The 21,825-nt window shown below is 73.7% G+C and carries 17 protein-coding genes and 3 pseudogenes; 6 read left to right on the forward strand and 14 right to left on the reverse strand.

Translation table 11 applies throughout. The features are described 5' to 3' along the window. Positions 1-22: 22 nt before the first annotated feature. The 8 genes and pseudogenes from ACFWV2_RS05390 to ACFWV2_RS05425 form a co-directional block, all read right to left on the reverse strand. A pseudogene (locus tag ACFWV2_RS05390) lies at positions 23-160 on the reverse strand (excalibur calcium-binding domain-containing protein); the annotation flags it as partial. 786 nt (positions 161-946) lie between these two features. Next, the gene (locus ACFWV2_RS05395; RefSeq protein WP_384401946.1) at positions 947-2,080 is read right to left on the reverse strand and encodes an acyl-CoA dehydrogenase family protein; all 1,134 of its coding nucleotides are present in this window, start codon (positions 2,078-2,080) and stop codon (positions 947-949) included. Further along, positions 2,077-4,047: a biotin carboxylase N-terminal domain-containing protein gene (locus tag ACFWV2_RS05400; RefSeq protein ID WP_384402490.1), complete on the reverse strand. Its 1,971-nt coding sequence runs from the start codon at positions 4,045-4,047 to the stop codon at positions 2,077-2,079. Before ACFWV2_RS05400 ends, ACFWV2_RS05395 begins: the two co-directional genes overlap by 4 nt. A gap of 17 nt (positions 4,048-4,064) precedes the next feature. Continuing rightward, positions 4,065-5,684, reverse strand: coding sequence for an acyl-CoA carboxylase subunit beta (locus tag ACFWV2_RS05405; protein ID WP_384401949.1), 1,620 nt, complete (start codon positions 5,682-5,684; stop codon positions 4,065-4,067). A gap of 60 nt (positions 5,685-5,744) precedes the next feature. After that, positions 5,745-7,424: an acyclic terpene utilization AtuA family protein gene (locus ACFWV2_RS05410; protein WP_384401952.1), complete on the reverse strand. Its 1,680-nt coding sequence runs from the start codon at positions 7,422-7,424 to the stop codon at positions 5,745-5,747. A gap of 215 nt (positions 7,425-7,639) precedes the next feature. Next, positions 7,640-8,416, reverse strand: a pseudogene (locus ACFWV2_RS05415) (TIGR03084 family metal-binding protein); the annotation flags it as partial. Between the two features lie 200 nt (positions 8,417-8,616). Then, a complete protein-coding gene (locus tag ACFWV2_RS05420) occupies positions 8,617-8,802 on the reverse strand; it encodes a DUF1272 domain-containing protein (protein WP_384401955.1) in 186 nt (61 codons plus the stop codon). A gap of 492 nt (positions 8,803-9,294) precedes the next feature. Continuing rightward, on the reverse strand, positions 9,295-9,669 hold the full coding sequence (locus ACFWV2_RS05425) for a VOC family protein (RefSeq protein WP_384401958.1): 375 nt from the start codon (positions 9,667-9,669) through the stop codon (positions 9,295-9,297). A 126-nt stretch (positions 9,670-9,795) separates the two neighbouring features. On the opposite strand from ACFWV2_RS05425, the gene ACFWV2_RS05430 reads away from it, so the two are divergent. After that, on the forward strand, positions 9,796-10,440 hold the full coding sequence (locus ACFWV2_RS05430; protein WP_384401961.1) for a GNAT family N-acetyltransferase: 645 nt from the start codon (positions 9,796-9,798) through the stop codon (positions 10,438-10,440). Positions 10,441-10,563: 123 nt separating this feature from the next. Here ACFWV2_RS05430 and ACFWV2_RS05435 read toward each other — a convergent pair whose 3' ends face one another. Then, the gene (locus tag ACFWV2_RS05435) at positions 10,564-11,490 is read right to left on the reverse strand and encodes a DMT family transporter (protein ID WP_384401964.1); all 927 of its coding nucleotides are present in this window, start codon (positions 11,488-11,490) and stop codon (positions 10,564-10,566) included. A gap of 188 nt (positions 11,491-11,678) precedes the next feature. Here ACFWV2_RS05435 and ACFWV2_RS05440 point away from each other — a divergent pair, with 188 nt between their 5' ends. After that, positions 11,679-12,536 (forward strand): LysR family transcriptional regulator, encoded by an 858-nt coding sequence (locus tag ACFWV2_RS05440; RefSeq protein WP_384401967.1) that lies wholly within the window; start codon positions 11,679-11,681, stop codon positions 12,534-12,536. A 123-nt stretch (positions 12,537-12,659) separates the two neighbouring features. On the opposite strand, the gene ACFWV2_RS05445 is transcribed toward ACFWV2_RS05440, so the two are convergent. After that, positions 12,660-13,220 carry a GNAT family N-acetyltransferase gene (locus ACFWV2_RS05445; RefSeq protein WP_384401970.1) on the reverse strand — a complete coding sequence of 187 codons (561 nt, stop codon included), beginning with the start codon at positions 13,218-13,220 and terminating at the stop codon, positions 12,660-12,662. A gap of 114 nt (positions 13,221-13,334) precedes the next feature. Further along, positions 13,335-16,135, reverse strand: a pseudogene (locus ACFWV2_RS05450) (FAD-binding and (Fe-S)-binding domain-containing protein). A gap of 51 nt (positions 16,136-16,186) precedes the next feature. Between ACFWV2_RS05450 and serC the strand changes: the two are divergent. Next, entirely contained in the window at positions 16,187-17,305 is a 1,119-nt protein-coding gene (gene serC, locus ACFWV2_RS05455) for a phosphoserine transaminase (protein ID WP_384401973.1), read from the forward strand. 69 nt (positions 17,306-17,374) lie between these two features. Here serC and ACFWV2_RS05460 read toward each other — a convergent pair whose 3' ends face one another. Together ACFWV2_RS05460 and ACFWV2_RS05465 are read right to left on the reverse strand one after the other, a co-directional pair. After that, positions 17,375-17,740: a hypothetical protein gene (locus ACFWV2_RS05460; RefSeq protein ID WP_384401976.1), complete on the reverse strand. Its 366-nt coding sequence runs from the start codon at positions 17,738-17,740 to the stop codon at positions 17,375-17,377. A gap of 100 nt (positions 17,741-17,840) precedes the next feature. After that, complete coding sequence (locus ACFWV2_RS05465) at positions 17,841-18,830, reverse strand: WD40 repeat domain-containing protein (protein WP_384401979.1); 990 nt, start codon at positions 18,828-18,830, stop codon at positions 17,841-17,843. 220 nt (positions 18,831-19,050) lie between these two features. Between ACFWV2_RS05465 and ACFWV2_RS05470 the strand changes: the two genes are divergently transcribed. Together ACFWV2_RS05470 and ACFWV2_RS05475 are read left to right on the forward strand one after the other, a co-directional pair. Further along, entirely contained in the window at positions 19,051-19,935 is an 885-nt protein-coding gene (locus ACFWV2_RS05470) for an alpha/beta fold hydrolase (RefSeq protein ID WP_384401982.1), read from the forward strand. Positions 19,936-20,004: 69 nt separating this feature from the next. After that, positions 20,005-20,730, forward strand: coding sequence for a GDSL-type esterase/lipase family protein (locus tag ACFWV2_RS05475; protein ID WP_384401985.1), 726 nt, complete (start codon positions 20,005-20,007; stop codon positions 20,728-20,730). Here ACFWV2_RS05475 and ACFWV2_RS05480 read toward each other — a convergent pair. Further along, the gene (locus ACFWV2_RS05480; RefSeq protein ID WP_384401988.1) at positions 20,685-21,098 is read right to left on the reverse strand and encodes a carboxymuconolactone decarboxylase family protein; all 414 of its coding nucleotides are present in this window, start codon (positions 21,096-21,098) and stop codon (positions 20,685-20,687) included. The genes ACFWV2_RS05475 and ACFWV2_RS05480 overlap by 46 nt on opposite strands. 47 nt (positions 21,099-21,145) lie before the next feature. On the opposite strand from ACFWV2_RS05480, the gene ACFWV2_RS05485 reads away from it, so the two are divergent. Beyond that, positions 21,146-21,814 (forward strand): MarR family winged helix-turn-helix transcriptional regulator, encoded by a 669-nt coding sequence (locus ACFWV2_RS05485; RefSeq protein ID WP_384401991.1) that lies wholly within the window; start codon positions 21,146-21,148, stop codon positions 21,812-21,814. The last annotated feature ends 11 nt before the right edge of the window (positions 21,815-21,825 follow it).

Consider the following 21,825-nt stretch of genomic DNA (forward strand, 5'->3'; position numbering starts at 1 on the left):
AGGTGGTTGGCGGGACGGGTCGTCAGCCCTCGCAGGCGACGCCGTCGCCGTCACGGTCGAGGTGCCTGCCGTATCCCGGTTCGCCCCGGTGGACGGGGGCGGCGCCGGCGGCGCGGACGGCCGTGCAGTTGCGGTAGTAGGTGCTGCCGCCACCGGAGGACGTGTCGTCCTCGGCGTCCTGGGTGGGCGCGGGCGCCCGGGTCCGCGTCGGCTCGGGGGCCGGGGTCGGGGTCGGGGTCGGCTTGTGGAGCACCTCGTTCGGCGACTTCGGGCACGGGACGCCGGGTGCCGTCAGGTACACCACCGGGACCGTGGACGTGATCGGCGCACCGGCGTCCGGGCGCTGGAAGCAGACCGTCCACGTGCCGTGGTCGGCGGGGAGGTCGACGTCCTTGTAGGCCCCGTAGGCCCGGCCCAGGTTGTCGGTGATGAGCTCCTCGGCGCCCGCGTAACTGCCGCCGACGAGCCGGGGCATGGCCGCGACCGTCCTGGTCGGGGTGGGGGTCGGCGTGGGGGTGGGGGTCGGCGTCTGCGTCGCGGCGGCCGTCGACACCGGCTGCGGAGCGGGTTTCGCGTCGTCCTTCGTCTCCTCCGGCCCGGAGAGGAGGAAGGACAGCAGGAACCAGAGCGCGGAGAGGACGGTCGCCACGATCTTCTGCGACTGCTTCCAGAGGCTCGTCCACACGAGGGCTATGCCCGCGGGCGGGAAGACCACCAGCAGGACGATGATCAGGGCGGGGTGCTGCCACCACCGTCGGACGGGCGCGGGGGTGTACGGGAGGAAGGGCGGTGGCGGTTGCACGGGCGTCTCTCCTGGGGAGTGTGAACTGCGCGTGTGCGAAGTGCCGAGATCGTACACAGCATGTACACAACTGACGACCCTCCGTGCGGATTCGAGACGTGACCGGAAGCCGCGGGGAGCGGAAGGCCCCCGGCTCGGGCGGGTTCAGTACGACTTGGGCAGCCCCAGGGAGTGGGCCGAGACGTAGTTCAGGATCATCTCCCGGCTGACCGGGGCGATCCGGGCCACCCGGGACGCCGTGATCAGGCGGGCGAGGCCGAACTCCTTGGTGAGGCCGTTCCCGCCGAGGGTGTGGACGGAGGTGTCGACGGCCCTCACGCAGGCCTCGGCCGCCGCGTACTTGGCCATGTTCGCGGCCTCCCCCGCCCCGGTGTCGTCCCCCGCGTCGTACAGCCGCGCCGCCTTCGCCATCATCAGGCGCGCCAGCTCCAGCTCGATGTGCGCCTGGGCCAGCGGGTGCGCGATGGCCTGGTGGGCGCCGATCGGGGCCTTCCAGACCTGGCGCTCCTTCGCGTACGTCACGGCCTTCGCGAGGGCGTACCGGCCCATGCCGATCGCGAACGCGGCCGTCATGATCCGTTCCGGGTTGAGCCCCGCGAAGAGCTGGAGCAGGCCCGCGTCCTCGTCACCGACGAGCGCGTCGGCCGGCAGGTGGACGTCGTCGAGGGTCAGCTCGAACTGCTTCTCGTTCGCGTCGAGTTCCATCTCGATGTGCCGCCGCCGGAAGCCGGGGGCGTCGCGCGGGACGACGAAGAGGCACGGCTTGAGGGTGCCCGTGCGGGCGTCGGACGTGCGGCCCACGATGAGGGTCGCGTCGGCGATGTCGACGCCCGACACGAACACCTTCCGGCCGCTCAGGACCCAGCCGTCCTCGGTGCGGGTCGCCGTGGTCGTGATGCGGTGCGAGTTGGAGCCCGCGTCCGGCTCCGTGATGCCGAACGCCATCGTCCTCGTACCGTCCGCGAGGCCCGGCAGCCAGGCCCGCTTCTGTTCCTCCGTGCCGAAGCGGGCGATGACCGTGCCGCAGATCGCGGGCGACACCACCATCATGAGGAGCGGCGCCCCGGCGGCCCCCGCCTCCTCCAGGACGACCGACAGCTCGGCCATGCCGCCGCCCCCGCCGCCGTACTCCTCGGGCAGGTTCACCCCGAGGTAGCCCAGCTTGCCCGCCTCCGCCCACAGGGCCGCCCGGTCGAAACCGGGACCGTGGCGCCGCCCGAGCGCGGAGACGGCGGCGCGGAGCGCGGTGAGCTCTTCACTCTCGATCATGGTGCTCATACGGTCTGGTCCTCCTGTGCTGCGGTCGGGGCGTCGGTCTGTACGGGTGCCTGTGCCGGCGGCTGTACGGACGCCTGCTCGGGGGCCTGTACGACGGCGAGCAGGGCGCCGACCTCGACCTGGCGGCCGGGGGTGGCGTGGAGAGCGGTGAGCCTGCCGGAGGCGGGGGCGGTGACGCGGTGCTCCATCTTCATGGCCTCCAGCCACAGCAGCGGCTGCCCCGCCGCGACCCGGTCGCCGACGGCGAGACCGTCCGCGACCCGGACGACGGTGCCGGGCATGGGCGCGAGCAGGGAGCCCGGCTCCCGGGCCGTCGTCGGGTCGGGGAAGCGGGGCCGGGCGGTCAGCCGGTGGGGGCCCGCGTGGACGGTGTCGCCGTACCGGGCGACCTCGACGTCCCGTACGACTCCGCCCACGTCGAGGCGTACGCGGTCGGGGGCGGCGCTCACGACCCGTACCCCGGCGGGTGCCGTGACCTCGTAGCCGCCGCCCCGCGTCGGCCGGTAGCGGACCTCGTGCTCCCCGTACGTCTTGATCTGGTCCTGCGAGGGGAGGTTGCGCCAGCCGCCGCCGAACCTGCCGGTGTTCCCGGCGGCGTCCGCGAGCGCGGCGGCGACGGCGGCGTACGCCTCGCCGTCCCGGGGGCGGGTCAGGACGTCCGGGTTCCGCCCGTAGAACCCGGTGTCGAGCAGGTCGGCGTCCAGGAACTCGGGGTGCCGCAGGGAGGCGACCAGCAGGTCCCGGTTGGTGACCGGCCCGTGGAGCACGGCGCGTTCGAGGGCGTGGGCGAGCTTGCGGGCCGCTTCGGCGCGGGTCGGGGCGTGGGCGACGACCTTGGCGAGCATCGGGTCGTAGCGGACACCGATGGTGTCCCCGGAGACGTACCCCGTGTCGACCCGCAGCCGCCCCTCCCGGGAGACGCCTCCCCGGGGGGCGCCCTCCTGCGGAAGGTCGAAGCGGTGCAGGACACCCGTCTGCGGTGCCCAGTCCCGCGCCGGGTCCTCCGCGTAGAGACGGGCCTCGATCGCGTGGCCGTACGGGACCGGCGGCTCGGGGGGCAGGGCGCGGCCCTCCGCGACCGCGATCTGGAGGGCGACGAGGTCGACCCCGTACACCTCCTCGGTCACCGGGTGCTCGACCTGGAGGCGGGTGTTCATCTCCAGGAAGTGCGCCCGGCCGTCTGCGACGAGGAACTCGACCGTGCCCGCGCCGACGTAGCCGACGGCCTTCGCCGCCCTGACGGCCGACTCCAGGAGGGAGGCTTCGAGCGCGGCGGGCAGGCCCGGCGCCGGGCACTCCTCGACCACCTTCTGGTGGCGGCGCTGGAGCGAGCAGTCGCGGGTGCCGAGCGCCCAGACGCCGCCGTGCGCGTCCGCGAGGATCTGCACCTCGACGTGCCGGCCGTTCTCCACGTACGGCTCGACGAACACCTCGCCGTCCCCGAACGCGCTCTGAGCCTCGGCGGACGCCGCCCGCAAGGCGCTGTCCAGGTCGCCGAGTTCGCGGACGATCCGCATGCCCCGGCCGCCGCCGCCCGCCGCCGCCTTCACCAGGACGGGCAGGTCCGCCTCGGTGACCTCGCTGAGCGGGGCGATCCCGAGGAGTTCCTTCGCCCGGGTCTTCGACGCCATCGCCTCGATCGCCTCCGGCGGCGGGCCGATCCACACCAGGCCCGCGTCGATCACGGCCCGCGCGAACCCGGCGTTCTCGGAGAGGAAGCCGTATCCGGGGTGGACGGCGTCCGCGCCCGCCGCGAGCGCCGCCTTCACGACCAGGTCGCCCCGCAGGTACGTGTCCGACGGCGCCGCCCCCGGCAGGCGTACCGCCGCGTCGGCCTCGCGGACGTGCAGGGCGTCGGCGTCCGCGTCCGAGTGGACCGCGACGGTGGAGATGCCGAGGTCACGGCAGGTGCGGAAGACCCGGCAGGCGATCTCGCCCCGGTTGGCGACAAGGACGGTGGACATCACGGAGGTCATCTGGGGCCTCACATTCGGAAGACGCCGAAGCCGCCGTGCGCGCCCTCGACCGGTGCCGTGTGGATCGCGGAGAGGCACAGTCCGAGGACCGTGCGGGTGTCGCGGGGGTCGATGACCCCGTCGTCGTAGAGCCGTCCCGAGAGGAACATGGGCAGGGACTCGGACTCGATCTGCGCCTCGACGAGCGCGCGCAGACCGGCGTCGGCCTCCTCGTCGTACGGCTGGCCCTTGGCGGCGGCGCTCGCCCTCGCCACGATGGACAGGACGCCGGCGAGCTGCTGCGGGCCCATCACGGCGGACTTGGCGCTCGGCCAGGCGAACAGGAAGCGGGGGTCGTAGGCCCGGCCGCACATGCCGTAGTGCCCGGCGCCGTAACTGGCCCCCATGAGGACGGACAGGTGGGGGACGCGGGAGTTCGACACCGCGTTGATCATCATCGCGCCGTGCTTGATGATGCCGCCCTGCTCGTACTGCCTGCCCACCATGTAGCCGGTGGTGTTGTGGAGGAAGACCAGCGGGACGTCCCGCTGGTTGGCGAGCTGGATGAACTGCGCCGCCTTCTGCGACTCGGGGCCGAAGAGGACGCCCTGGGCGTTGGCGAGGACGCCGACGGGGTAGCCGTGGAGGCTCGCCCAGCCCGTCACCAGGCTCGGCCCGTACAGCGGCTTGAACTCGTCGAAGTCGGAGCCGTCGACGATCCGGGCGATCACCTCACGCGGGTCGAACGGCGTCCTGAGGTCGCCCGGAACGATCCCGAGGAGCTCGTCCTCGTCGTACGTCGGGGGCGCGGCGAGATCCTGCCGACCGGTCCGGCCGGTCGGATCGGGATGGGCCTTGCGGTGGTTGAGGCGGGCGACGATCCGGCGGGCCTGGCGGATCGCGTCGGTCTCGTCGACGGCGTAGTGGTCGGCGAGCCCCGACGTACGGGCGTGCATCTCGGCTCCGCCGAGGGACTCGTCGTCGCTCTCCTCCCCCGTCGCCATCTTCACCAGCGGCGGCCCGCCGAGGAACACCTTCGAGCGCTCCTTGATCATCACGGTGTGGTCGGACATCCCGGGGACGTACGCGCCACCGGCCGTGGAGTTGCCGAAGACGACCGCGACCGTGGGGATGCCGGCGGCGGAGAGGCGGGTGAGGTCGCGGAAGAGCGCCCCGCCGGGGATGAAGATCTCCTTCTGGGAGGGCAGGTCGGCGCCACCGGACTCGACGAGCGAGATGACCGGCAGCCGGTTCGCGAACGCGATCTCGTTGGCCCGCAGGGCCTTCTTCAGCGTCCACGGGTTGGAGGCGCCGCCGCGCACAGTGGGGTCGTTGGCGGTGATCAGGCACTCGACGCCCTCGACGACCCCGATCCCGGTGATCAGGGAGGCCCCCACGGTGTAGTCGCTGCCCCAGGCGGCGAGCGGCGACAGCTCCAGGAAGGGGGTGTCGGGGTCGAGGAGCAACTCGATCCGCTCACGGGCGAGCATCTTGCCGCGCTTGCGGTGCCGGGCGGTGTACTTCTCACCACCGCCCGCGAGGGCCTTGGCGTGCTCGGCGTCGAGCGCGGCCAGTTTGTCGAGCATGGCGGCGCGGTTGCTCCGGTACTCGGTCCCGCCGGTGTCGAGGGCGGAGGCGAGGACGGTCACGGGGTCCCTCCGGGGGGTTGTCGGGGGTACGGGGTCACGGCAGCCGCCCGGGCAGGGGGGTCACAGGAGCCGTGCCGGTACGTCGAGTTCGCGGGAGCGGAGCCATTCGCCGAGGGCCTTGGCCTGGGGGTCGAAGCGGGCCTGGGAGGCGACGCCCTCGCCGAGGATCCCCGCGACGGTGAAGTTGAGCGCGCGGAGGTGCGGGAGGACGTGCCGGGTGACGGGCAGGGCGGCCGTCTCCGGGAGGAGTTCCCCGAGCTTGTCGACGGTGAGGGCGTGGACCAGCCAGCGCCATTCCTCCTCCGTACGGACCCAGACGCCGACGTTGGCGTCGCCGCCCTTGTCGCCGCTGCGGGCACCTGCGATCCGGCCGAGGGGGACGCGCCGTGCGGGCCCTTCGGGGAGCGGATCGGGGAGGTCCGGTTCGGGTACGGGTTCCAGTTCCCGGACGCGCACCTGAGGGTGGATCGCCATGCGGCTGCCGTCCGGGAGGACGGCCGTGTGCGGGACATCGGCGGCCGGTACGTACGAGGTCGCGAAGACGCCGTAGGGGGCGCCCCTGCCGGGTGGGGCGGTGACGTGGAAGCCGGGGTAGCTCGCCAGGGCCAGTTCGACGGCCCCTCCGGTGAGGGCCCGGCCGACGGCCTCGGGACGGGGGTCACGGACGACGAGCCGCAGCAGGGCGCTCGCGGTCTCCTCGGTGCCGGCGTCGGGCCGGTCGGTGCGGACCAGCTCCCAACGGACATCCCTGGGGCGGGACGTGGCGAGGGCGTCCTCGATCTGGTCGCGGACCAGTCGGGCCTTGGCCTCGATGTCGAGGCCGGTGAGGACGAACACCACCTCGTTGCGGAAGCCGCCGAGCCTGCTGAGCCCGACCTTGAGCGTCGGGGGCGGCGCCTCACCCCGTACACCGTCGATCCGGACCCGGTCGAGGCCGTCCTGGGTGAGGCGGACGGTGTCGAGCCGGGCGGTCACGTCGGGGCCGGGGTAGCGGGCGCCGGCCGTCTCGTACAGGAGCTGCGCCGTGACCGTGCCGATGTCGACGAGGCCGCCGGTGCCGGGGTGCTTGGTGATCACGGCGCTGCCGTCCGCGTGGAGCTCGGCGAGCGGGAAGCCGGGGCGGCGGAGGACCTCCGGGTCGTGGTCGCGGAAGAAGGCGTAGTTGCCGCCGGTGGCCTGGGCACCGCACTCCAGGACGTGCCCGGCGACGACCGCGCCGGCGAGCCTGTCGTACTCCTCCGGGCCCCAGCCGAAGTGCCACTGCGCGGGCCCCGTGACGAGGGCGGCGTCGGTGACCCGGCCGGTGACGACGACATCGGCACCGGCGGCGAGACAGGCGGCGATGCCGGCGCCGCCGAGGTAGGCGTTGGCGGCGAGGACGCCGTCGGTGGCGGGCAGCCGGTCGCCCTCGACATGGGCGACCCGGGTCGGCAGGCCGAGCTTCGCGGCGAGGGCGCGCAGGGCGTCGGCGAGCCCGGCGGGGTTCAGTCCGCCCGCGTTGGCGACGATCCGGACCCCGCGCTCGTGGGCGAGTCCGAGGCCCTCCTCCATCTGGCGCAGGAAGGTCTTCGCGTACCCGGTGGCCGGGTCCTTGAGCTGGTCGCGGCCGAGGATCAGCATGGTCAGCTCGGCGAGGTAGTCGCCGGTGAGGACGTCGAGTTCACCACCGGTGAGCATCTCGCGGACGGCGTCGAACCGGTCGCCGTAGAAACCGGAGGCGTTCCCGACACGGAGGACCATCAGGCCCCCTCGGGGGCGGTCGTCGGGGCGATCCCGGGGCCGGCGGAGGGCGTGGGGGCGGGGGCGGGGGCGGGCGCCGGGGTGGGGGTGGGGCTGGTGCCCGGCGTCGGGGTGGGGGTGGGGGCGGCGGCGGTCGTCGGGGGCCGGCTCGCCCCGGTCCCGGTCCGGGTCCGGGTCCGGTCGGCGTCGGTCGGGGCCCGGTCCGTTCCCGCCGCCGGGGCCCGCCCCGTACCCGCCGGCCCCGCGAAGGCCTGGGCGATGGTGAGCCACTGCTCGGCGTCGGGGCCGTCCGCCACCAGGGCGGTGTCGGCGCGGTGGGTGCGCTGGGTGACGAGCAGGCAGAAGTCGAGGGCGGGGCCGGTGACCTTCTGGGCGGCGCCCTCGGGGCCGTACGTCCACATCGCCCCGTCGGGGGCGCGGAGTTCGACCCGGAAGGGTTCGGCGGGGGCGGGGAGGCCCCGCACCAGGAAGGCGTAGTCCCGGGCGCGGTGGCCGATCCAGGCGACGTGCCGGAGGCGGGCGGTGGGCTCGCGGACGACCCCGAGGGCGTCGGCGATGTCCTGGCCGTGCGCCCAGGTCTCCATGAGCCGGGCCGTGGCCATGGCGGGGGCGCTCATCGGCGGCCCGTACCAGGGGAAACGCGCGCCGGGCGGCACCGCGCGCAGGGCTTCCTGGAGCTTCTCGCGGCCCTCGCGCCAGCGGGCGAGCAGTTCGGCCGGGGGCAGCTTCGCGCCCTCCTCGGCGCCCTCGTCGACGAAGCGGTCGGGCGCGGCGAGCGCCTTCGCGGTCTCGGCGGCGAAGGCGTCGGCGTCGGTGGCGGCGAGGAGGGCGGCACGGTCGGTCCAGGCGAGGTGCGCGATCTGGTGGGCGAGGGTCCAGCCGGGTGCGGGGGTGGGCGCACCCCACGTCCCCGGCGGCAACTCCCCCACCATGACGTCGAGTTGGGCACTCTCGTCGCGCAGGTCGTCGAGCACGGCGACGGGGTCGGACACGGTGCGCTCCCCTCGAGGGACGGGCGTTCACGGTCACGGGCCTTCGCCGAGGAGCATGGCAGTGACCCCAGAAACAATCAAGCGTGCTTGCTTGAGAATCTCTTGTGCCCCGAGCCGAGACGAAGACCGCCGTCGCGGCCGCCTCCGTCGCCACCGTCGCCGTCGCCCGCGTCGCCGTCAGGCTGCCACCGTCGCTCTCCTCAGGACGCGATGACCCGTCGAGGCCGATCCACCAGCTCACCCCCGCAGTTGGGGCAGACCCCCGCCATGGCGTCGGCGCACGGAACGCAGAAGCTGCACTCGTACGAACAGATCCGCGCGGGCCCGTCAGCCACCAGGGCCGCCGTCTGGCACCGCTCACACCGGTCCCGCATCTCCAGAGCCACGGTCGGCCCCCTCCCTCGTAGGACTGCGAACGAACACTCCATGGTCCGCACCCGCCCCGAGCACCCTCCACACCCCGGACGGCCAAAGATCAACGGAATCGGGTCACCACCTGACCAGGCAGAACGCAAAGCCGCGCCGTCGGCCCGCCGGTCCGTATACATCTCGGCACCTCGGGGCGAGGACGCCGGGACTACTGCTGGGCCCACCACGTCCCTACCGCCCCCGTGGTTGTGGTGACCAGGGCGACGAGCCATGCGGCGGCGTCGTGCAACGGCGCGCGACGGGAGCCAGAGGATGCACCGCAAGAGAAAGCGGGGAATAGCGCGAGGGAGGTATCGGAGGGTCAGGGGGACGTACACGAGCATGCGGGATCCCTATTCCGTGCCAAGACCCCCGAGGATCTTTCGGCTCCGCACACCAGGAATGTCAGCCGTGCGCGTGCCGTATCGGCGGCGTGAACGCCCTGCGGGGCCAGGTACCGGGCGCCCGCGTCACCCGACCAGGCAGAACGGATGGCCCGCCGGGTCCGCGTACACGCGCCAGCCCCTCCTGCCGTCCCCCTCGTCCAGGACGGTCGCGCCCCGGGCGAGGACGTGATCCTGGGCCGCGTCCAGGTCCGGGACGCCGAAGTCCAGGTGGAACTGCTGGGGGCGCTCCGGGTCCGGCCACGTCGGCGGGCGGTGGTCGGGGACGCCCTGGAAGCAGAGGACGAGGCCGCCGGGCGTGTGCAGGGTGGACCAGGCCGCGTCGAGGGACCAGCGGCGGTCCGGCCGGTCGACCTCGCCGCCGAGCACCGAGGCGTAGAACTCGGCGAGTTCGCGGGGTGCGGGGCAGTCGAGCACGACGCACTGCAGTTCAGCGATCATGCGTCAGATCCTAGGGCCGCCCGGGAGACCGGGACCGGCCCTGACCTTCCGGCCCCGCCCTCGGGGACACCCCCCGGGGCCGGAATTGGCTGGCCGGTCGTTCCCCGTGGCCCGTAGCATCCGCCCATGGTCGAGGACACAGCGGCAGCGGTGGCGGAGCGGGCCGCCGGGGAGACCCCCGGGGCGGGGGACACGGGACCGGCCCGGGAAGTGTGCTGGCGCGGAAGGACCGTCGCCTTCGCGTCGCTCGACGTCGACGACGCGGAGCTGGTGCACGCCTGGCGCGTCGATCCGGTGACCGCCCACGAGATCGGCGCGTGGCCGCGTTCCCTGTCCGCCGTACGCGACCGCATCGAGCGTGACCGCGACGACCACGACCGCGACGACTTCCTCGTCCTGCTCCCCGACGGCACCCCGATCGGTCACACAGCCCTGATCGATCAGGACCTGGTCGACGGTACGGCCGAGATCATGCTGATGCTGGACCCCGACCACCGGGGCCGGGGCTACGGCCCGGACGCCGTGGACGCGCTGGTCGACCTCGCCTTCGGTGAACTCCCCATGCATCGCGTCCAGGCCGTCACCCACACGACCAACACCGCGGCCCTCGGTGTCCTCGCCCGGGCCGGGTTCGTCCAGGAGGGGGTGCGCCGCTCCGCCTGCCTGCACCGGGGCCGCCGCTACGACGTCGCGGTACTGGCCCTGCTCCGGGACGAGTGGCTGGCACTCCCCCGCCCTCGGTCCTGGGAGGCGCCGGTCACCGGCCGGTGAGCCGAGCCGGCATTCCTCCCCGGGGTCCCGGGCGGGCGCTGCCGCCCAGGACCGCCGCCGCCACCGCCCGACGGGCTGAGGCGGCCGGAGGGCACGGACGCGCCGCGCCCGCCCGTACGGGAACTACGCGCCGCTCCTGACCTGCGTCCGGACCGCCCCGATGCTCGCCGCTATGACGAGGGCGATCGCGAGGGCGTCGAGGGCGGCCAGGGCCTGGCTGAGGACGAGGAAGCCGGCGGCTGCCGCGATGGCCGGTTCCAGGCTCATCAGGATCGCGAAGGTGGGGGCGGGCAGGCGGCGCAGGGCGAGGAGCTCCAGGGTGTAGGGCAGGACCGAGGACATCAGGGCGACGACGAGGCCGAGGCCGATCGTCGACGGTACGAGCAGTCTGTCGCCGGCCTCCACGATGCCGAACGGCAGGCTGAGGACGGCGGCGAACGCCATCGCGAGCGCCAGCCCGTCCGCCTGCGGGAAACGCCGGCCCGTACGCGCGCTGAAGACGATGTACGTCGCCCACATCGCTCCGGCCGCGAGCGCGAAGCCCGCGCCGAGCGGATCGAGGCGGTCGAAGCCGCCGCCGCCGAGGAGGACGACGCCGCCGAGGGCCAGCCCGGCCCAGAGCAGGTTCACCAGCCGGCGCGAGGCGATCACGGAGAGGATCAGCGGGCCGAGCACCTCCAGCGTCACCGCGGCGCCCAGCGGGATCCGGTCGACGGACTGGTAGAAGAGGATGTTCATGCCCGCCATCGCGGCGCCGAAGGCGACGATCGTCCCCCAGTCCGCCCGCCCGTAGCCGCGGACCTTGGGCCTGCACACGATCAGCAGGACGGCCGCGGCCAGCAGGAGCCGCAGCGTGACGACCCCGAGGGCGCCCGCGCGCGGCATGAGCAGGACGGCGACGGCGGAGCCGAACTGTACGGACAGCCCGCCCGCGACGACGAGCGCCACGGGCCCGAGCCGGTGACCCGCCGCCCCCCGCGCGGGACCGCCGAGCGGCTCCGCGCCGACGGCCGCCGCCACCGGGGCCGCTTCCTTCACCGGACTGTCCACCGACCACTCCTCCACATCACACCGCACGTACGACAGGGTTCGACCGAACCCCCTCAGGTTTAACAGACTGTACTTGCAGTGCAGAGTAATGCACTACCCGATGACGGAACCTCTCCCTCCCCTCCCACGCTACGAGCCCCCGCGCGGCACCGGAAATGCCGGTTGCGCTGCGGTTATGCTCCGGACGCATGAGCATCGAGCTGCGCCACCTCCGCTGCTTCCTCGCCATCGCCGAGGAGACCAGCCTCACCAGGGCGGCCGCCCGGCTCCACCTCACCCAGCCCGCCGTCTCCCGTACCCTCGCCACGCTCGAACGGCACCTCGGCGCCCGGCTCGTCGACCGCTCCACCCACCATCTCGCCCTCACCGCCGAGGGCCGCGCCTTCCAGGACCGGGCCGCGGCCGCCCTCGCCGCCTTCGAGGCCGCCGTCGACCCGGCCGGGCTCGGCCACCGGCCGCTGCGCCTCGGCCACGCCTGGTCGGCGTTCGGCCCCTCCACCACGCCCCTGCTCCGACGCTGGCAGCGCGAGCACCCCGAGACCCCGCTCGAACTCCTCCGCGTCGACGACCGCACCGCCGGCCTCACCCGCGGCGAGGTCGACGCGGCCCTGCTCCGGGGCCCCGTCGACGCGCCCGGCCTCGCCACCGAGGAGCTCACCACGGAGGAACGCGTCGCGGCCGTACCCTCCGACAGTCCCCTCGCCGACCGGCCCCGGCTCACCCTCCACGACCTCGCCGACGGCACCGTCGTCCTCAACACCGTCTCCGGTACGACCACCCTCGCGCTCTGGCCACCCGCCACCCGCCCCGCGGCCACCGTCACCGTCGCCAACACCGACGACTGGCTCACCGCGATCGCCGCCGGCCGGGGCGTCGGCGTCTCCTCCGCCTCCACGGCCGCCCTGCACCCCCACCCGGGCGTCACCTACCGCCCGCTGTCCGACGCACCCCCGCTCCCGGTGGTCCTGGCCTGGCGCGACGCGTTCCCGCACCCGGCCACCGGCGCACTGGTGGCGATGGCCCGCGAGATCGTCAGCGGGCGCTGAGCGCGCCCCGCACGCGCGGAGGATGCCGTCCGTGACGGACTCCCGCCGCACCCCCGCACGACCACGTGCCCCTTCACGCCGGCGGGTGGCCACTCACGGCCTCCGCCGCGGCCGCCCTGCCTCCTACGAGCGTCGAAGCCACTCGCTTCGGGTGAGTTCGTACTCGACTTCGCCCTGCTCGGAGCCTTCGATCGCCTCCGGCCAGTCGCCGGTGAAGCCGCGGAGGAACGACAGGCCCGCCTTCTCCATCACGCGCCGGGATCCCGCGTTGACCGTCATCGTGTTCGCGGTCACCCGCTCCACGCCGAGGTCCGTGAATCCCTTGCGGATCAGGGCCCGGGATCCCTCGGTGGCGTAACCGCTGCCCCAGGCCGCCTTGTTCAGCCGGTAGCCGAGTTCCACCACGGCGGGGCTGTCGTCGTCCAGGGGGCGGAATTCGAACCAGCCAAGGAAGGCCCCGGTGGCCTTCTCCTGCGCGGCCCAGTAGCCGTGGGTCCCGAAGCACGGGTACGTGTGGAGGAGCCGGGGCAAGGTCCGGTCCTGGATCACCTCGCGGCTCGTGGGCCGGCCGCCGGTGATGAAACGCATGACGTCCGGGTCGCCGTCCAGTGCGACCAGATGGTCGACGTCGGCCTCGGTGAACGCGCGCAGTACGAGCCGGTCGGTCTCCAGGAAGATGGTCATCCCGCGATCCTCACCACCGGCAGCCGCGCCCGCCACCGGATATCGACAGCGGTCCGGTCACACGAGGTGACGAGTTCCGCACGTCCCCGGAACCTCCGGCCGCCCCTCACGGAATCACCCCGGTACGTCGGAGACCCCCAGCCCCTCCCCCAGCACCTCCGCCAGGTGCCGCCCCCGGACGCCCCCCACGTCCCCCATCTGCGTCCTGCACGAGAAGCCGTCCGCCAGGACCACCGCCTCCGCCGGGGCGTCACGCAGCGCCGGGAGCAGCTGGTCCTCCGCGCAGGCCACCGACACCTCGTAGTGGCCCGGTTCGAAGCCGAAGTTGCCCGCGAGGCCGCAGCAGCCTCCCGCCAGCTCCCCCGTCAGTCCCGCCCGCTCCCTGAGCCGGCGGTCCGCCGCGTCGCCCAGGACCGCGTGCTGGTGGCAGTGCGTCTGGCCGGTGACGGGTCGGTCCAGACGCGGCGGGTCCCAGTCCGGCGCCAGCGTCTCGAGGGCCTCCGCGAACGTCCGGACCGACGCGGCGACACGCGCCGCCCTCGGGTCGTCCGGCAGCAGTTCCGGCAGGTCGGACCGGAGGGTCGCCGCGCACGAAGGCTCCAGGACCACCAGGGGCCTCCCGCCCCCCGTGACCCTCGCACGCCCCTCGGCACCCTCGCCCCTCACGGCGCCCTCACCGCTCTCCAACACGTCCAGCATCCGCCGCATCACCCGCCGGGCCGCCCCCAGCTGCCCCGTCGACACGTACGTGAGCCCGCAGCAGACCCGGCCCGGCGGCAGCGCCACTCCCAGTCCCGCCGCCTCCAGGACCCGGACCGCCGCTCTGCCCACCTCCGGTGCCAAATGGTCCGTGAACGTGTCCGGCCACAGCGTCAGGTCCGCCCGGCGGGTCGGCTCCCGGTCCGTGCCGGGGCGCGGCGTCGCCCGGCGGGTCGGCTCCCGGTCCGCGAACCAGGACGTGAAGGACCGTTCCGCCACGCGCGGCATCGTCCGCTCCGGGGTCACCCCCGCCAGCCTCGCCGCGAACGGCAGCCCCATCACCGGGTTCAGCGCCCGCCCGAAGAGGCCGAGCCAGCGCGGCAGCCCGCCCATCGTCCAGTGGGAGCGCGGCCGCCGCAGGAAGCCGACCGGGCCCGCGTAGTGCCGGTCCAGGAACTCCGCCTTGTACGCGGCCACGTCGACGCCCACCGGGCAGTCGCTGCGGCAGCCTTTGCAGGACAGGCACAGGTCGAGCGCCTCCCGCACCTCCTCCGAGCGCCAGCCGCCGGTGACGACCTCGCCGAGCGCCATCTCGTGCAGCAGCCGCGCCCGCCCCCGGGTGGAGTGCTTCTCCTCCCCCGTGGCCCGGAACGACGGGCACATCACCCCGGGGCCCGGACTCGGTCCCTCCACACGGCACTTGGCGACTCCCACGCACCGGGCGGCGGCCCTCCCCACCCCCACCACCGGAAGCCCGGTGAAGCGGAGCCCGGAGTCCAGCGGCTCCGGCCTCACGAGCATCCCCGGGTTCAGGACCCCGTCCGGGTCCCACACGTCCTTCACGGCACCGAACAGGCCGACGAGCTCCGCCCCGTACATCTTCGGCAGCAATTCGGCCCGCGCCTTGCCGTCGCCGTGCTCCCCGGAGAGCGAGCCGCCGTGGGCGACGACCAGGTCCGCCACCGCCTCCGAGAACCGGCGGAACTCCCGTACCCCCTGCTCCGTCCACAGGTCGAAGTCGATCCGGACGTGGACGCAGCCGTCGCCGAAGTGCCCGTACGGGACTCCCCGGAGACCGAAATCGGCGAGGAGCGCGCGGAACTCCCGCAGGTACGCACCGAGTCGGGCCGGTGGCACCGCGCAGTCCTCCCACCCCGGCCAGGCCTCGCCCCCGGGCAGCCGCGTCGCCGTGCCCGCCGCGTCCTCCCGGATCCGCCACAGCGCCCGCTGCCCGGCCGGGTCCCGCACCAGGGCCGCGTCGAGGGCGTCCGCGGCCCGCACCAGGCGCCGGGCCGCCCCCGCCCCGTCGACCTCGCAGAACAGCCACGCCCCGCCCCTCGGCAGCCCTTCCGCGCCCCGTACGAGATCGGCCGCCATACCCTCCACTGTCAGCGGGCCGTACGCCAGGAGCCCCGCCGCCGCATCGGCCGCCGCGCTCTCGTCGGCGTACCCCAGGACGACGAGCACCGGTTCCTCCGGCAGTGGGACGAGCCGTACGGTCGCCTGCGTCAGCACTCCGAGCGTGCCCTCGCTGCCGCAGAACGAGCGGGCCACGTCCGCGCCCCGCTCGGGAAGCAGCGCGTCGAGCGCGTAGCCGGAGATCCGGCGCGGCAGGCCCTCCGGGTAACCGGTCCGCAGCAGGGCGAGGTTGGCGCCGCCGAGATCGAGGAGTCCGGGCGGCGCGCCCCGTCCGTCCCGCCCGAGCGTCAACCGCGCGCCACGTGACGTCACCACATCCAGCGAGCGCACGTTGTCCGCCGTGGTCCCCCAGGCGACCGAATGCGCCCCGCAGGCGTTGTTGCCGATCATGCCGCCGAGGGTGCAGCGGCTGTGCGTGGACGGGTCGGGTCCGAAGGTCAGCCCGTACGGCCGTGCCGCCTCCCGCAGCCGGTCGAGGACGAGCCCCGGCCGGACGACGGCCGTCCGCTCCTCCGGGTCCAGGGAGACCAGGCGGTTCATGTGCCGTGTGAGGTCGAGCACGACGCCGGTACCGGTGGCCTGGCCGCCGATGGACGTCCGATGTCGTCGGCGTCGCGCGGCGCGACCGTGCCGACCGGAACACGCCGGTAGTTGGAGGCGTCCATCGAGGTCAGAGCCCTGGCGGTGGTCGAGAAGTCGACGTCTCCCGCGACGGCGGCGCGCAGGTCGGAGGCGAGACCGGACGGGTGTTCCTCGTGTGTTCCCACAGTCCCAGGATGTCTCAGTGCTCGTCTCATCGGGCGGACATCCGGCGACCGGCCCCTTCCCGACCCGATACTCTCCGCCTCGTGGCTGATATCGAGATTCCCGCTGACATCAAGCCCGCCGACGGCCGTTTCGGCGCGGGCCCCTCCAAGGTGCGTACGGAGGCGCTGGACGCCCTGGCCGCCACCGGCACCTCTCTCCTCGGCACGTCCCACCGCCAGGCTCCGGTCAAGAACCTGGTCGGCGAGGTTCGTACCGGCATCCGCGACCTCTTCTCGCTCCCCGAGGGCTACGAGGTGATCCTGGGCAACGGCGGCTCCACCGCCTTCTGGGACATCGCGACCCACGGTCTCATCGAGAACAAGTCGCAGCACCTCACCTTCGGCGAGTTCTCCTCCAAGTTCGCGAAGGCCGCGAAGCTGGCCCCGTGGCTGGCGGAGCCGACCGTGATCTCCTCCGACCCGGGCACCCACCCGGAGCCGGTGGCGGAGGCGGGCGTCGACGTCTACGCGTACACCCACAACGAGACCTCCACCGGTGTCGCCGCCCCGATCGAGCGGGTCGCGGGCGCCGACGAGGGCGCGCTCGTCCTGGTCGACGCGACCTCCGGCGCGGGCGGCCTCCCGGTCGACATCACCGAGACGGACGTCTACTACTTCGCCCCGCAGAAGTCCTTCGCGGCCGACGGCGGCCTGTGGCTCGCCGCGTTCTCGCCGGCGGCCCTGGAGCGGGCGAAGAAGATCCACGAGTCGGGCCGGCACGTCCCCGAGTTCTTCTCGCTGCCGACGGCGATCGACAACTCGCTGAAGAACCAGACGTACAACACGCCGGCGCTCTCGACCCTCTTCCTGCTCAACGAGCAGCTGAAGTGGATCAACGGCCAGGGCGGTCTGGACTGGGCCGTGGCCCGGACGAAGGAGTCCTCGGACGCGCTGTACGGCTGGGCCGAGGAGTCCAAGTACGCGTCGCCGTTCGTCACGGACGCGGCGAAGCGCTCGCAGGTCATCGGCACGATCGACTTCGCGGACGACATCGACGCGGCGGCGGTCGCCAAGGTGCTGCGCGCCAACGGGATCGTGGACACCGAGCCGTACCGCAAGCTCGGCCGCAACCAGCTGCGGATCGCGATGTTCCCCGCGGTCGACCCGGCGGACGTGCGCGCGCTCACGGCCTGCGTCGACCACGTGATCGAGAAGCTGTAACACCCCGTCGTACGGAGGGCCCGGCGTCGGACACGACCGATGCCGGGCCCTCCGCCGTGTCCGGCGGGCTCAGCCCGACTGGGCCTTCACGTGGTCGACGACCGCCGTGAACTCGGCCGTCGGTGAGAACTCCACGACGTCGGTGTCCTCAAGCGCCTCGGGGGCGTGGCCCGGGCCCCAGTAGTAGGCCTGCCCGGCCTCGTAGATCTCCTCGCCGGACGCGGTCCGCATCCTGATCCGGCCGTGCAGGAGGTACCCCCAGTGAGGGCACTGGCACAGATCGCCCTCCAGGCCCTTGAGCGCCGGGGCCATGTCGGTGCCCTTGGGGAGGTGGATGAAGGCGACGCTCATGTCGCCCCCGGCCACCTGCGTACGGAAGTCCACGCCGCCGCCCTCCATGGCGACGGGGGTGTCCTCGCGAGTGAATCCGGTCATGGTTCCTCCACGGCTCGTCCCCGGCCTGTCGGCCTGTCCGGTCTCCTTCCAGTCTCGACCCGCGACCTCGACCGCGCCCGGTCGCCGCGGGAGGGGTCCGTCAGCCGCGGCGAAGAAGGCGCTTGATGCCGAAGACGAGCACGAAGGCGCCGGCGAGGACGAGGAAGCCCACCGTGGCGCTACCGCCCTCCCCGTCGGCCGCGGGCGACTGCGGGGACGTCGGCGCGCCCGGGGTGTCCGCCGGCTTGTCCGAGGGGCGCGGCGCGGTTTCCCGACGGTCCACCCGGACGACCCTGCTGCCCTGTCCCTCCGAGCCGAACATGAACGCCGAGCCGTCCGTCGTGTACGTCACCGACTCCGCCTGCCCCTGGAAGGGGGCCCCGACGGAGGTGCCCTCGCCGTCCGGACGGCCGTTCTTCCAGACGTACTCCCTGGCGCTGAAGTAGCCGCGCAGCAGGAGCCGGTCGCCGGCCGGCGAGAACGCGCCGTCGGTCACCCACGGGACCTCGCCGATGCGCCGGAACACGTTCGTCCCCGACGAGGAGAGCTTCTCGGGGCCCGCGTACAGGCCGCCGCCCTCCTCGTTCTTGCTGGCGATGTACACCCGGCCGGTCTTCGGATGCACCATCAGGGCCTCGGCGTTGCGCGCCCCGTCGGCGTACTTCACGACGTACTGCCGGGCCGCCACCTTCTGGTCCTTGAGGACCTTCGGCTCGGGGAAGCGGTAGATCCAGACGTGGTCCCAGGTGCCGTCGAGGTTGTCGCCGATGTCTCCGACGTAGAGGTCCCCGTCCGGGCCGACCGCGATGGCCTCCATGTCCCGGGGGGTGCCGACGCCCCGCAGGGTCAGGGTCGCGACCGTCTTTCCCGTACGGGAGTCGATGCCGTAGATCAGGGGCGCGTCCTGGTCGTTGTGCGTCCAGTAGATCCCGGGGTGGGCCCGGCTCGCGGCGATGCCGCTGGACTCGGTGACGCGGGAGTCCTCGATCGTGAAGTCCCGGTCGGGCTCCGGCCCTTCGGCACGGGCGTGACCGGCCGGGAGCAGCACCAGGGCCACCGCCGCGCCGAGAGCGCACAGAGCAGATCGCATGTCCCCCAGCCTGCCACGAAGCGGGACCGGGCGGCCGGTCGGCTGCCCCTGAAACCTGCTTGACCAGCGTCGGGGTCGGTGTAGGGCGGGTGGGGGGGCCGTTCAGGGGGCTGGGGCCGCGTCGGTCCCGGGCCGGTGTGGGGGCCGGCGTGAGGTTTCCCGGCCCCGAGGGCCGGAAACCCGTTTGACCCCCGCCGGACACGCTGTCAGGGTCGCGCCCATGTCTCCCTCCGCCGCGCCGGCCCCCGGTTTCTCCGCGCACACCTTCCCCGCACCCGACGGCACCCTGCTCGCCTACCACGATTCCGGTCCCGGGACCGGGGAGCCGTTGATCTGTCTGCCCGGCGGGCCGCTCCAGGACTCCGTCTATCTCGGCGACCTCGGCGGCCTGTCCGCGCGCCGGCGGCTGATCCGGCTCGATCTGCGGGGGACGGGCGGCTCGGCGGCGCCGGACGACCCGGACTCGTACCGCTGCGACCGGCTCGTCGAGGACGTGGAGGCGCTGCGGGTGCACCTCGGGCTGGACACGATCGATCTCCTCGGGCACTCGGCGGGCGCGAACCTGGCCGCGCTGTACGTCACCCGGTACGCCGAGCGCGTCGGCCGGCTCGTCCTCCTCACCCCGGGCACGGCGGCCGTCGGACTGGACACGGCTCCGGAGGAGCGGCTCGCGGCGGCGCGGCTGCGGCGGGACGAGCCGTGGTTCGGGCCCGCGTACGCCGCGCTCCAGGAGGTCACGGCGGGGCGCGGGACGGCCGAGACGTTCGGGGCGGTGACGCCGTTCTTCCACGGGACGTGGGACGAGGCCGCGCGGGAGCGGCACGCGGCCGGGGCGCGGCAGCGCAACGAGCCGGCCGCATCGGTCTACGGGGGCGAGGGCGTCTACGAACCGGCCGCCACGCGCGCGGTGTTCGCGGAATTCGGGCGGCCGGTGCTCGTCGTCGCCGGGGAGGGCGACGTGAACACGCCGGTGCCGACGGCCACCGCGTACGCGGCTCTTTTCCCGAAGGCCGGGATCGCGGTCGTCGCGGGAGCCGGGCACTTCCCGTGGCACGACGACGCCGAGGGGTGCGCGGCGGCGGTGGAGGCCTTCCTGAACGCGTGACGTGGCCGGGGCGGGGCCGTGGCCCGGATCACGTCGCAGGTCAGGGAGGGCGTCCGCGATGATATGACCATGCGTTTTCTGTTCGTCGGCGACAGCATGACCATCGGACGCGCCGGCGACTGGACCTGGCGGTACCGCATGTGGCGGCACCTGGAGTCCACCCTCCCCGGCGGGTACGAGATCGTCGGCCCGCGCACCGGTCTGTACGACCCCGCCGCCGACGCCCCCGTCTCGGCCGCCTACGCCGACCCGGACTTCCCCGCCCACGCCCGGCGCCATCTGGCCGGCTGGGGCGAGGGCTGGCTCCACATGGCGCCCGCGATCGGGGAGACGGTCACCGCGACCGGCGCGGACGTGCTGCTCGTCTCGCTCGGCCTGATCGACCTCGGCTTCTACACGAACAGCGACCAGACCGAGGAGAACGTACGGGCCTTCGTCGCGGCCGCCCGGACCGCGAACCCGCACGTGCGGGCCGTCCTCCTGCCGGTCATACCCAACGTGCGCGCCGGGTACGACGCCCCCTTCGCCGCCGAGTGCGCCCGCTTCAACGAGCTCCTCGCGAAGGCGGTCGCCGACCTGGACACGCCTGCCTCGCCGCTCCTGCTCGCGACGGTCCCGGCGTCGTACGACCTCGGCGCGGACACCTACGACGGCACCCACCCGGGCCCCGCCGGCGAACACAAACTGGCCGCCGCCTTCGCGGACGGGATGCACCGGGCGTGGGGCCTGGGCGGCCCCTACGAGCTCTCTCAGGCGGCCCGGGTGAGGCGGTTCGCGAAGGTCGAGAGGGTGTAGGCGCCGATGCCGAGGACGACCTCCAGGGCGTTGCGGCGGGTGTAGCCGGCCTTCTGGAAGGCGGCCAGCTCGTCGTCGCCGACGGCGCCGGAGGTGGCGAGCACCTGGAGGGTGAACGTCCTTACGGCTTCGAGGCGTTCGGGGTCGGGTGCCGGGCCGAGGGCGGCCATCTTGGCCTCGTGCATGTCGACGCAGAGGTGGCACTGGTTGCGGGCGGCGACGATCAGGATCACCGTCTCGCGGGAGTGCGGGTCGAGGGTGGTGGACTCGAAGATCTGGCTGAGCTTCAGGAAGCCGTCGAGGGTCTCGGGGGACTCCTTGAGGAGGGCTACGGCGTTGGCGGTGCGGGCGGGCAGGTCCACGGACAAGGCGTCTCCAGATGTGCGGGGCCGGGCGAGAGGATAGAATCGACAACATGGTTGACCATGTCGATGGAGATAAAGTAAACCAGGTTGTCGATTGGGGCAAGGGGGTAATTGCTTCGACAGACGCGTCGGGCACCGGTCGGGACCTCGGGCCCGCCACGACGTCGGGCGGCGAACCCGTCGGGGCGGCTGTCGCCGCCCCGGGCAGCACTCCGGGCCAGGGTCCGGGCCACGGCCCCGGTGGCGGTCCGGCCGGTACGCCGGGTTACGAGCTTCCCCTGCTCCTCTTCGGCGGCTTCCGCACCCTGATCGACCGGCTGCACACCCGCCTCGCCGCCGAGGGCCACCCCGAGCTGCGGCCCGCCCACGGCTTCGCCATGCAGGCCATCGGCGGCCGGGGCGCCACCGCCAGCGAGATCGGGCGGCACCTCGGCGTCTCCAAGCAGGCCGCGGGCAAGACCGTCGACCGGCTGCTCGCCCTCGGGTACGCCGACCGCGCCGACGACCCCGCCGACGCCCGCCGCAAACTCGTCCACCTCACCCCGCGCGGCCACGAGGCCCTCGCCCGCTCCGCCGCGATCTTCGACGAACTGCGCGCGGAGTGGGTCGCGGCCCTCGGCGCGGACCGCGTCCGGGACATCGAGACGTCCCTGCGGAACGTCGTCCCCGCGGAGACGGCGTTCCGCCTGGACGCCACCAGCTGGCTCGGCGCCCCCTGAACCCCTACGGG

Source organism: Streptomyces sp. NPDC058671 (assembly GCF_042716475.1).
Lineage (GTDB): Bacteria > Actinomycetota > Actinomycetes > Streptomycetales > Streptomycetaceae > Streptomyces.

Coding starts and splice junctions, on each gene's coding strand:
- ACFWV2_RS05395 (WP_384401946.1), bottom strand. CDS start 2,080: ATGAGCACCATGATCGAGAGTGAAGAGCTCACCGCGCTCCGCGCCGCC.
- ACFWV2_RS05410 (WP_384401952.1), bottom strand. CDS start 7,424: ATGGTCCTCCGTGTCGGGAACGCCTCCGGTTTCTACGGCGACCGGTTC.
- ACFWV2_RS05425 (WP_384401958.1), bottom strand. CDS start 9,669: ATGATCGCTGAACTGCAGTGCGTCGTGCTCGACTGCCCCGCACCCCGC.
- ACFWV2_RS05430 (WP_384401961.1), top strand. CDS start 9,796: ATGGTCGAGGACACAGCGGCAGCGGTGGCGGAGCGGGCCGCCGGGGAG.
- ACFWV2_RS05440 (WP_384401967.1), top strand. CDS start 11,679: ATGAGCATCGAGCTGCGCCACCTCCGCTGCTTCCTCGCCATCGCCGAG.
- ACFWV2_RS05445 (WP_384401970.1), bottom strand. CDS start 13,220: ATGACCATCTTCCTGGAGACCGACCGGCTCGTACTGCGCGCGTTCACC.
- ACFWV2_RS05460 (WP_384401976.1), bottom strand. CDS start 17,740: ATGACCGGATTCACTCGCGAGGACACCCCCGTCGCCATGGAGGGCGGC.
- ACFWV2_RS05465 (WP_384401979.1), bottom strand. CDS start 18,830: ATGCGATCTGCTCTGTGCGCTCTCGGCGCGGCGGTGGCCCTGGTGCTG.
- ACFWV2_RS05470 (WP_384401982.1), top strand. CDS start 19,051: ATGTCTCCCTCCGCCGCGCCGGCCCCCGGTTTCTCCGCGCACACCTTC.
- ACFWV2_RS05475 (WP_384401985.1), top strand. CDS start 20,005: ATGCGTTTTCTGTTCGTCGGCGACAGCATGACCATCGGACGCGCCGGC.
- ACFWV2_RS05485 (WP_384401991.1), top strand. CDS start 21,146: ATGGTTGACCATGTCGATGGAGATAAAGTAAACCAGGTTGTCGATTGG.